This window comes from Streptomyces sp. NPDC054841, from assembly GCF_053611045.1.
This window is the reverse complement of the sequence record NZ_JBSGZO010000296.1, coordinates 1-10964: the sequence shown is the minus strand read 5'-3', so window position 1 is coordinate 10964 and position 10964 is coordinate 1. Positions and strand designations below refer to the sequence as shown.

General features: G+C 72.9%; 7 protein-coding genes and 1 pseudogene. 6 read left to right on the top strand and 2 right to left on the bottom strand.

Translation table 11 applies throughout. The features are described from left to right. A pseudogene (locus ACWGI8_RS30150) lies at positions 1-240 on the bottom strand (amino acid permease); the annotation flags it as partial. A gap of 278 nt (positions 241-518) precedes the next feature. Here ACWGI8_RS30150 and ACWGI8_RS30145 point away from each other — a divergent pair. After that, positions 519-1010 (top strand): hypothetical protein, encoded by a 492-nt coding sequence (locus tag ACWGI8_RS30145; protein ID WP_453665669.1) that lies wholly within the window; start codon positions 519-521, stop codon positions 1008-1010. Positions 1011-1154: 144 nt separating this feature from the next. Beyond that, positions 1155-2012 carry a slipin family protein gene (locus ACWGI8_RS30140; RefSeq protein ID WP_453665667.1) on the top strand — a complete coding sequence of 286 codons (858 nt, stop codon included), beginning with the start codon at positions 1155-1157 and terminating at the stop codon, positions 2010-2012. A gap of 60 nt (positions 2013-2072) precedes the next feature. Here the strand turns inward: ACWGI8_RS30140 and ACWGI8_RS30135 are convergent, their stop codons facing one another. Continuing rightward, on the bottom strand, positions 2073-3038 hold the full coding sequence (locus ACWGI8_RS30135) for a pirin family protein (RefSeq protein ID WP_453665666.1): 966 nt from the start codon (positions 3036-3038) through the stop codon (positions 2073-2075). Positions 3039-3357: 319 nt separating this feature from the next. On the opposite strand from ACWGI8_RS30135, the gene ACWGI8_RS30130 reads away from it, so the two are divergent. The 4 genes from ACWGI8_RS30130 (at position 3358) to ACWGI8_RS30115 (ending at position 10962) form a co-directional block, all read left to right on the top strand. Then, positions 3358-5685 carry a VMAP-C domain-containing protein gene (locus tag ACWGI8_RS30130; protein WP_453665665.1) on the top strand — a complete coding sequence of 776 codons (2328 nt, stop codon included), beginning with the start codon at positions 3358-3360 and terminating at the stop codon, positions 5683-5685. Positions 5686-5702: 17 nt separating this feature from the next. Continuing rightward, positions 5703-6740, top strand: coding sequence for an AAA family ATPase (locus ACWGI8_RS30125; protein WP_453665664.1), 1038 nt, complete (start codon positions 5703-5705; stop codon positions 6738-6740). Positions 6741-6742: 2 nt separating this feature from the next. Further along, a complete protein-coding gene (locus ACWGI8_RS30120) occupies positions 6743-10486 on the top strand; it encodes an SAV_2336 N-terminal domain-related protein (RefSeq protein ID WP_453665662.1) in 3744 nt (1247 codons plus the stop codon). Between the two features lie 125 nt (positions 10487-10611). Further along, positions 10612-10962: a tetratricopeptide repeat protein gene (locus ACWGI8_RS30115; RefSeq protein WP_453665660.1), complete on the top strand. Its 351-nt coding sequence runs from the start codon at positions 10612-10614 to the stop codon at positions 10960-10962. Positions 10963-10964: the final 2 nt, after the last annotated feature.

The following is a 10964-nucleotide window of genomic DNA, read 5'->3' as shown; positions in this document are numbered from 1 at the left end:
GACCAGCACCGCCAGTAGCGCGGCGATGGCCAGCGTGACGGGAAGAGTGAAACCGAGGCCGTAGCCGCCGGCGGCGGCAAGGACCAGGACGATGGCCTCCGGCCCGTACGCCACCGACGCCATCGCGTCGAGAGAAAGGGCGGCCAGGCCCGTGACGGCTGTGAGCTTGTGCCGCGCGCCGGTATCCGGGGGTTCCTCGGCGCCGGGTGCGGCTTCGGCCTCGGTCGTCAGAACGGACATGGGGGTGATCTCCTTTGGTCCAGGTCCGCTCAGGGTGCGCTCAGATCCGGCCTGTTGTGCCCGGTCCTGGCGCGTTCTTGTCGTGGGATTGGGCCACCTTCACGCACTCTTGACGCTTGCCGCCTGGGACGGCGTCAAGAAGCAGCAGGCGCCGCATATGCGATACGTCAACGTCCGCGCCCGGCGACGAGGAAGTATCCAGCCTCGCCATCATGGGACGACGTATCACCCGGTCTGCACCGGAAAGCACCAAAGGCGCAGAACCTCCTGGATCAGTCGTGCGGGACGCCCACTGGGCCGCCAACGCACGGAGCGCGGTCGGCTGCGGCGCGCTCCTCCTCGGGCTGCTCCTGCTCATCGACACGGGCGCAGGCACGCTGACTCCCGTGCGCACCCTGCTGTGGGTGGCCCTCACCATGCTGCTGTTCGTGGTGCTGCTGCCACCCCGGCTGACCGCGGGCAAGGGCTGGCTGGCTTCCCGCGGCCTGCTGGGTGAGCGCCGGGTGCGCACCGACCGCCTGGTGTCGGCACGCTGGAAGGACGGCGTCGCGCAACGGCTGGTGCTGCGCGACGCGGAGGGCGGACGGGTCGAACTCGACCCGCAGGTCCTCATCACCAATCCGCCGCTGTGGCGCCTCCTCGACGAGGGCGCCCGCGACTGCCTCGCCCGAGGCTCCCTGCTGTGCGGGGCGACGGCGCTGCGACGTCTCTCGGCGCGGATCGACCGTGCGACCGCCCAGAGTGTCTTCGAGGTCTCCGGCCTCGAGTAGCCGACGTGCCCGCGTCCATGGGCGACGTCCAGCCCGCCACAAGACGCACTCTTAACGACTCCCTGATGCTCGACCGGGATCCGTACGGCTCCGGACGCTGTCATCTTCGGTATCCCACTCACCTCTCGGGGAAGGGCCGTTGCCGTGGAAGCCGCCGTAGCAGGAATCGTCGTTGTCGTGGTCTGCGCACTCGTCGTGCTGCGCAGCGGGATGCGTGTGGTCAATCAGGTGGAGCGGGGCGTGGTGTTCCGGTTCGGCAAGGCGCTGCCCGGGTACCGGCAGCCCGGCATCACCTTCCTCATTCCGTTCGCCGACCGGATGCGGAAGGTGAACGTCCAGGTGGTCACGCTGCCGATCCCTACGCAGGAGGGCATCACACGTGACAACGTCTCGGTGAAGGTCGACGCCGTCGTCTACTTCCGGGTCACCGACCCCGCCCGAGCCTCGATCGAGGTCCAGGACTACGTCTTCGCTGTCGGCCAAGTGGCACAGTCCTCGCTCCGTTCGATCATCGGCAAGAGCGACCTGGACGACCTGCTGTCCGACCGTGAACGGCTGCACGAGGGACTGGCGCTGATGATCGACAGCCCGGCAGCCGGCTGGGGTGTCCACATCGACCGGGTCGAGATCAAGGACGTACAGCTGCCGGAGTCGCTGAAGCGGTCGATGTCCCGGCAGGCGGAGGCCGAGCGGGAGCGGCGGGCGCGAGTGATCACAGCCGACGGTGAGTTCCAGGCCGCACAGCAGCTCGCCAACGCCTCTCGGATCATGGCCGACACGCCAGAGGCCATGCAGTTGCGACTGCTGCAGACGGTCGTCGAGGTTGCCGCGGAGAAGAACTCCACTCTCGTGATGCCGTTCCCGGTGGAACTGCTCCGCTACTTCGACCGGGCCGCGCGGAACCTCGGCTCCGAGGGCAATGCCGTGGATGCCGTGCCGGCACCCGACGCTGTGCCCGCTGCGCGGAATGAGGACCTGGCCGACCCACGCGTCCAGCCGTAATAGTCGTCGTCGGCGTGCCGGCACCACCCGGGAGACTCACCCCGAGAGCATCATCCCTGGTCAGCGCACCCGTCCGCGTGGTTTCAGCGCCACCGGCGGGAGTCCGGGAGCAGCCAGCCGGTCCCCGGCGTAACCCTTTACGTCGCCGAAGCGGGTGCCGTCCATCCAGTCCCTGCGGGCCTGTTCGATCTCCTCCTGCGAACGCCCGATGAAGTTCCACCACATGATGACCTCTTCCTCGAACGGCTCGCCGCCGAGCAGCATCAGGCCCGCGTCCGACTCCGCGCGCAGGGGCAGTTCGGTGCGGCCGCAGCCGAGGTAGAGCATCGACCCGGGCAGCACGGGCACTCCGTCGACATGGGCCTCGCCGGACATGGACAGCACGGCGTACTCGAAGTCCGGTTCGAGCGGGATGCTGGTCTCGGTGCCGAGGGACAACGCCAGGTCCGCGCCCACGATGGGGGTGTACGTCGAGCCGGGCGAGGCGGCGCCGTCGAGCTCGCCCAGGATGACCGTCGCGGTGAGACCGGGTGCGGTGACGCGCGGCAGCTCGGCGTGGTGCTGGAAGTGCGGCTCCACATCGCGGTGGGTGTCGGGCAGCGCGACCCACAGCTGGGCGCCGTGGAGGAAGCGGGCGTGCGGCTTCGGGCTCTCCTCGGAGTGGCTGATCGCCCGCCCCGAGGTCATGAGTCCCAGCTCGCGCGGCCGGATCGTCTGGAGGCTGCCGACGCTGTCGCGGTGCAGGACCTCGCCCTCGTGCAGCCAGCTCACGGTCTGGAGTCCCATGTGCGGGTGGGGCGGGACCTGCATGCCGGGTTCGTCGGCGATGTCGTCGGGGCCGTAGTGGTCGACGAAGCACCAGGCGCCGACCATGCGGCGGCCGAGGTTGGGGAGCAGCCGGCGGACCTCGGTGGATTCGCCGAGCTGGACATGGCGGGGGGCGAGGAGCTCACGCACCGGCTCGGCGACGACGAAGCCGCGGCCGCCACATACGGAGAGCGCAGCCTGACGATCGAGATTGCTCATGACGCCCAACCTAGTCCTGTGCGGGGCGGGCCACAAAGACCTGCCGACTGAGCCACCGTGTACTCGGATTCGCCTGGTGGGACTGTGTTTGTGGGCCGCCTCCCAGCGGTCCGGGACGGTACTGGGCCCAGGGTGTCCTGTGGGTCGGGCCCGGCAAGGTCCACAAGACTCCCCCGGAGCCGGCAGGCCCGCATCCGGGCGGACGGGCCGGAGCACGCGCTCAATATCCGCAACCGCCACCGCCCACGCTCGCTCCTCGTGCAAACTGATCGAATGGCAATGCCGATGGGCCCTGAACGCGTCAACTCCGCGTCCGCGTATGCGTGGTAGCGGGGCGCGCACGCGGCGTCTCTGGTTCCGCCCGGTATCCGCCGCGTCGTCCGGGGCCGAGGGTGCGCGTGCGTCCCTGGCCTGCGTACGGACGGCGGAACGGTCCGTCGGCAGCGGTGTCTATCTGGGCGAGGGCCGCGTGCTGACCTGCGCGCACGTCGTCAACGAGTGCCTTGGCCGGGAACCGTTCGCCACGGACCGGCCCGCTTCGGCAGCCGTTCACGTCTCCTTTCCCGTCGCGCCGCACATCGATCCGCTGACGGCCCGTCTCGCCGTGTGGATTCCGGCTCGGGCGGAGCACGACGGGCCCGGTGCGGACCGGCCGTCAAAAGGAGCGGGCGCCGTGTGGCAGGGGGACCTCGCCGTCCTCGAACTGGACTCCGAGCCGCCCGCGCCGGTTCGCCCGGTCGAGTGGGCCGACATGGCGCAGGAGCAGCGGGTGCGGGCCTGGTACAGCACGGGCCAGCCCTTCACGTACGCGGACGGGCAGGTCGAATGGTGCGACGAACGGCTCGCGTTCGTCGACGCCGGGATCCGCGGAGCGGCCATCGGCCCCGGCTACAGCGGAGGTCCGCTGTGGTGCAACGGACAACAGGCCGCGGTCGGCGTCGTCCTGGGTGTCCTTCAGCCGCCGGAAGGGCCCTTCCGCCCGGGGGACGTCACCCGCAGGACACTCGCCCTGCCCTGGCAGGGCGTACGCGCCGAGCTGGAGGCCGCGGAGCCCCGGTCCCCCGGCTCGACGGCCCCGTGGAGTGGAGCCGCGCACGAGACGGCACTCGTCGACCCCGGCACCCGGCACGGCATAGCCGCCGTGGTCGCCCACCTGTGCGCCGACCCCGAGCGGCGCGCCGAACACGCCGACCGGCTCGCGGGCGAACTGGGGCTGACCCGGGCCCCGGGAACCGTCCCCACGGTGGACGACCTCGTCGATCTGCTGCTCACCCACCCCAGGGCGCTCGCCGTGCTGACAGAGGGCCTGCCCGGCAGCGAGCGCGAGGCAGCGCTGAAACTGCTCTTCCTCGGCCGTGCTGCCGCCGTCCAGGGCCTGTTGTCCGTACGCGAACACCGCTGGCTCCTGGACCTGCTGCCGCCGGAGGCGGCCGCGCGGCTCCCCGAAGCGGCCCGTGCGGCCCTGCCGCACACCACGCTCTTCGACGGCGTACCGGGAGAGGAGACGCAGCCGGCGCAGGCGCCTGCCGCCCCTCGGCTGGCGGACACGACAGCCCGGTTGGTCGAGGAGCTGGAGGGGTTCTGGGGCGACAGCGCGCCCGTACCGGCGGGTTCGCCGCGCGTACCCGCCCTGCTGCGGGCCGTGGAGTATCTGGCCGCCACCTGTGAGGAGAAGCAGTCGCGCGATCTGCGCGACTGGTCCGAGCAGGTCGCCCACCGGCTCGGAGTCGCGGCCGAGGCTCTCGGTGAGCGGCGGGACGACGCCATCGCCTGGGCGCGGCGCAGGCAGCAGGACGGCACACCGCCGGTACCGCGTCTGACGGTGCGGCTCACCCGGGTCTCCGGCGAGACCTTCCGCTGCGAGGCGTGGTACGAGTCCGCCACGGGCGAAGCGGCTCCGGAGGATGCGGCGGGCGGCGCCGAGCGCCTGGTCGTGTCGGACGACGTGGACCGCACCCCGGCGCAGATCGCGCGGCTGCTCCACGGCGTACTGGCGCGGGAAAGGACGCCGTCCGCGTCGCCGGACGCCCCGGGCGCGCTCATCGAGGTGCTGCTCGAAGCGGACGATCTGGATGTCGCCGTGGACCAGTGGGAGCAGGAGACATCACCGTACGAGGCGCCCGTCGTCCTCGGTGCCGAGTACGCCGTCGTCATCCGCTGCCCGGAGATCCGCAGGCGGGTGCCTGAACGCCTGCCGGACTGGCGGGCGCGCTGGGCGGAGTTGGAGCGCGGGGGCGGCGTCCTGCGACTGGATCGCCGCCACACCACACGCCACCAGGTCTACGGGCTGCTCACGGAGGACCCGGGGCTGGCCCGGGTGATCGTCGACTGTGCGGAGGAGCATCGCGGGTCGTTACGGGCCGTGTGTCTGGCGCTCGGTGTGCCCGTCGTCGTCTGGGACCGGTGCGCCTCGCCCGCGCCCACGGGCGGGGACCGGCTCCTCGCCCTGGTGCTGAACGGACCGCCGAAGGGTCTGCCGCACCGGGTGCGCCGCCATCGCGCCCGCGCCCTCGCCGAGGCCGACGACTCCCGGCACACGGCCGTCACGCCCGCGCTGGTGTGGGACGACGCGTCCCGGCTGCCGCCGCGGGCGCTGTGGAGCGACCCGTCGTACGAGGACCCGGCAGCCCTCGGCCGTACGCCATGAGAGGAGACGCGACACCGATGACGTCCGCGCAGCACCCGCATCACGCCCAACCGCCGGAGACGGACGGCTGGTTCCTGTTCCGGGGAGACGGGGAGGTGCGACGGGTCTCCATGCCCGAGCCGCCGCCCTGGCGGCGCTTCGGGGCGGCGGACGCGGAGCGCGGCGCCGGCGCCGGTCCCGGTACCGCCGGCTCCCCGCGCCCGTACCTCATCGGGCGTCCCGAGACCGACGTCGTCAACGCGGCGCTGCATCTGCGGCGCCCCCTGCTGGTCACCGGCCATCCGGGCACCGGCAAGTCGTCGCTCGCGTACGCGGTGGCGCGTGAGATGTCGCTCGGCAAGGTGCTGCGCTGGACCGTGAACAGCAGGTCGTCCCTGGCCGAGGCGCTCTACCAGTACGACGCGGTGGGACGACTGCGCGAGTCGAACCTCCGCGGTGAGGGCGCCGCACGGGAGGACTCCACGCCACCTGAGTCACCGGAGTCACCGGACATCGGCCGCTACATCCGGCTGGGTCCGCTCGGCACCGCGCTGCTGCCCTCCGAGGAGCCCCGGGTCCTGCTGGTCGACGAACTGGACAAGGGGGACATCGACCTGCCCAACGACCTGCTGGCCGTCTTCGAGGAGGGGGAGTTCGAGATCCCCGAGCTGTCCCGGCTGCCTCCGGGGCAGGACACCGTGTACGTCCACGCCCTGCATGCCGCCGAACCGCAGCCGGTGCACCGGGGCCTGGTGCGCTGCCAGGAGTTCCCGGTCGTCGTCATCACCAGCAACGGCGAACGTGAATTCCCTCCGGCCTTCCTGCGGCGCTGTCTGCGCCTCGACCTGCCGGACCCCGACGAGGAGCGGTTGCGCGCCATCGTGGCGGCGCATCTCGGCGAGGAGGCGCTGCCGCGTGTCGAGGACCTGATCCAGGCGTTCCTGGCCCGCCGGGCCCCCGGTGAACTCGCCACCGACCAACTGCTCAACGCGGCCCATCTGCGGCTGGGCGGCGTCGACCTGCACGCGCAAGGGCTCCTGGACTCGGTGCTGCGCCAGCTCGGAGGGCCGGCCTGACCGTGCTCGACATCGACCGGCTCCGGGACCTGACCGGGCTCTTCGGTGGTGAGGTCACCGCCGAGGAGCTCGCCGACGTGCTGTGGCTGGCCGAGCGCGTGCCCGGCGGCGCGGACGCCCCGCTGGCGCTCGACGTGTCGTCGGGAGCGGGGACCGGGCGGTCGGGCCCGGCACAGGACGGCCCCGAGCCCTCCGACGGCATGGCGACCGGTCCGGACACCGCCGACGCCGCGGGCCTGCACGCCGCGCCGGCCGAACCGCAGCCCACGGTCCCGGAAACCGAGAACGCGGATGGTGCAGAGGACGCAAAGGACGCAGCGGACACCCAGGACGCACACGACGCGCAGAACACGGACGGCACCGACACCGACGAGCCCGGCAGCCACCCGGACGAGGACGGCCGCGAGGAGCCCCCACCGCCGCCCGACGGCCCGGGCAACGCCGCCGACCCGCCCCCGGTCCTGCCTCGCGCCGTCTCCGTACGCATCGCCCAACCGCGCGGTCTGACCGCCCCGTTGCACACCGCCCGCGCACTGCGCCCCCTCAAACGGCTCCGCGCCGACCCTCGCCGTACCGAGATCGACGAGGCCGTCACCGCCTCCCGGATCGCCCACACCGGCCTCGTCGACGTGGTGACCAGGCCGGGGCGCGAACGCTGGCTCGATCTGGCGCTGGTCGTGGACGACAGCGTCTCGATGCTGCTCTGGCAGCAGCTGTACGCCGACATCCGCACGCTCTGCGCCCGCCTCGGCGCCTTCCGGCAGATCCGTACGTGGGCACTGCGCCCGGACGGGCCGGACGGGCGGACCCCGGGCCGGCCCGTGCTGTCCACGAGGCCGTTCGGCACGGCGGGGGCGTGGGTTCCGCCGGAAGTGATCTGCGATCCCTCGGGCCGCACCATGACCCTCGTGATCACCGACGGGGCGGGGGCGGCCTGGCGTGGCAGCGCGCTGCGCCGGGTACTGACCCGCTGGTCGGACTGCGGACCGACCGCGATCGTGCACGCGCTGCCCCCGCGCCTGTGGGAGGGGTCGGCGCTGCCGGTACGCCGCTGGACGGTCCGGGTGCCGCATCCCGGGGCTCCCAACAGCCAGTGGAGGGTGCGTGATTCTCTGCTGCCGCCGGAGCTCAGCGCGTTCACCGGCCGGGCGCTGCCGGTGCTCGAGCCGACGCCGCAGGGGCTCGGCCGCTGGGCACGGGCGGCGGCGACGGGCGGCATGGACACCGTGTTCACGCTGTGGGACCCCGAGGCCGCGGCTGCCGGCACATCGGCCGACGTCGCGCCCCGCGATGACGTCCGGCGCTTTCGCAGTACGGCGTCACCCGAGGCGTATCGACTGGCGGCGCATCTCGCGGCGATCGCTCCGGTCACGGTCCCGGTGATGCGCCTGGTGACGAACGCGGTGCCCTGGCAGGCCACCACCGCGCACCTGGCGGAGGTCTTCCTGGGCGGGCTGATGCGGCTGGACGGGAACGACCGGCCCGCCGACCGCGCGGGCGGCGCCGACCGCGGCCACGGTCGCAGGCTGTTCTCCTTCAGCGACCGGACCCGTGACGTCCTGCTCGACGCCGTCCCCACGGCCGAGATCGTGCTGACGGCGCGCCGCGTGTCCGCACTGGTGGCCGGACTGGCCGGGCAGGCACCCGAGTTCGCCGCCTGGCTCAACCGGGCGGACGGTCCCGAGCGGCTTCCCGAGCACGCTCGGAGCTTCGCGTGGCTCGGGCCCGCGCTGCTGCAGCGACTGGGGCTCGGCGCCCTGCCCGGAGCGGAGTGGAGCGAGCTGCCCACCGCGCTGCCCCAGGAGGAACCGGCGCCCGCCGCGGAGCCTTCCGCCCTGCTGCCGTCGTCGTTCCCGCCCATGGACCGGCCGGCGCCCGCCCCGCGCAGCCCCTGGGCGCTGGTCACGACGGTGAAGACACGCACCCGGCCCCGCTACCGGCTCGCCGCGAGGTTCGGCGAGAGCGGCTGGTCCGGGACCCACCTGGGGATCAGCCCGGACGGCCACGAGGTGCTCCTGCGCACGGTCCGGCCCGAGCACGTGGCCACCGAGCACGCCGCCCTGGCCAGATTCGCCCACGACTGTCTCCCGTCCCTGATCGAGTCCGACGCGACGCACACCACCCCGAACTGGACGGCGAGCTCGCTCGCGGGCTCCCGGTCCGGCCGCCCGGCACCGCACCTGGGACAACTCATCAGTTCCACGGGGTCACTTGGCGTGGAGGCCGCGCTGTGCCTCGCCCAGCGTCTGGCCGCGGCCCTGACCCACAGTCACAGTGCCGGCGTCGTCCACGGGCGGCTGCAGCCCCGCCACGTACTGATCACCGAGGACGGTCCGCTCCTCACCGGCTGGCACCGGGCGACGATCGACGGCGCTCCCGCCGGCCCCGACGACGAGGCCGCGCGGCCCGAGGACGACGTCGCGTCGCTGGGGGCTCTCGTCGTCCACGCGGCGCTCGGCACCGACCGGTCCCCCAGCGCCCCCCGCTATGACGCCGATCGCGGCACGCTGGAACCACTCGACGCGTCGGACTGGGAGCCGTCGTCCTACGCGCGGGACGATCAGGCCCTCCATGCCGTGGTCAGCACCTGCCTGCACGGCACGGACGGACCGCCGACGGCCCGGGACGTGCTGAGTCTGCTGCGGGACCGGGTGCCGCGAGGCGCCGCGTCCCGCCCGCTGGGGGAATGGCTGTCACCGTCCGCCGTCACGCTCATCGACGGAGCCCGCATCCGCCGCACCGCCCCGGACGGCGTCGGATACGAGGGTGTGGGCCCCCAAGTGCCCGTCCAGCCGAACGCTTCGGCCGCACCCTCCGCGGCCCCGAAGCCCGTCGGCGTATCCGTCGAACGCTGGTTGCGGCTTCCCGGGGAGCCTCCGCAGCGTCCAGGGCGCCGCCGGTTCGGCTCCCGTTCCCGCGCCAAGGCGACCGATCAGCGGCTCGCTCCGATCGGTCCCGCGCGGCGCGGATTCTGCGTCGCGGTACTGGGCGCACGGCCGGGCTCCGGACGCAGTACGGTCGCCGCGCACCTCGCCTCGGCGCTGGCCGAACCGGTCGCGGACGCCTACCGGACCCCGGTGATCATGGTTCCGGCCAGCCGGCGGACGCAGGTCTTCGGCTACCGCGTCGCACCGGCGGACGCGGCCGGCGCCCAGCGATTCGCCGGCGGGACGGCGCTGGCCTGCCCCAGCGGTGACGACTACCTCACCTTCACCGACTCGGCGGGGGCCCGGTTCCTGTACGTGAGCGTCGGGCCCGGGGACCGGTTGGACCTCGGCACGGGCCCGCGACGCAGCCACGTGGAGTGGGTCACCCAGTACGGCACGACCGTCGTGGACGCGTCCGACTCGTTCCTGCCGCCCGACGGCGAGGCGCTGCGCAGCCTGCTGGGCTCGGTCGACCACCTCGTCTTCACTGCCACGGCGGCGCCGGGCCAGGTGGAGAGGACCGCCAAGCTGATGGCGTGGCTCGCGCGCGAGAGTCTCGACCTCGTGGCCCATTCGACGGTGGCACTGTGCGACGCGGAGGACGACGGCGACATCGACGGCCGGCTGCGGGAGGCATCGGCGCAACTCGGCAGCCTGACGGGCCGGTTGATGGCCGTACCGTACGACGCGACGATCCGCGGCCAGGGCCTGACGGAGCTCGCGGCACTCGCCCCCGCCACACAGAGCGTGTTCCACCGTCTCGCGCGCGAGGTGATGGAGAGCTTCCCGCGCGGCGGCACGCCGTTCTTCATACGGTGAGCGCACTCAGCCGTTACGGCGCGTGCGGCCGTACACACTGCCGGGCCATTGTGGAATATTCGATCAATCTCTCCGGTTGGCGGTGTCGCAGGGCGGCGGAGCAGGCCACCTCGGAGGGAGAGCAAGTGAGCGAGACGTACTACGAGTTCGGGACGGCCTCGGAGCGCTGGGACCGTGCGCAGTTCTTCTTCGAGGCCAAGGAGTACCTCACCGCTGCGCGGATCCTCGGCGGGCTGGTGGCGGAGGTCCCGGAGCAGGTCGCGCCGCGGCTGCTGCTGGCCCGGGCGTACTACCACTCGGCCCAGCTCGGGAAGGCCGAGGCCGAGCTGCGCGCGGTCCTGGAGCGCGACCCGGTCGAGCACTACGCCCGGCTGATGCTCGGCCGCACGCTGGAACGGCAGGGGCGGGGCGCCGAGGCGGCGCCGCATCTGCGGATGGCGGCGGCGATGTCCGGAGACTTCCCGGACGGGCCGTGAGC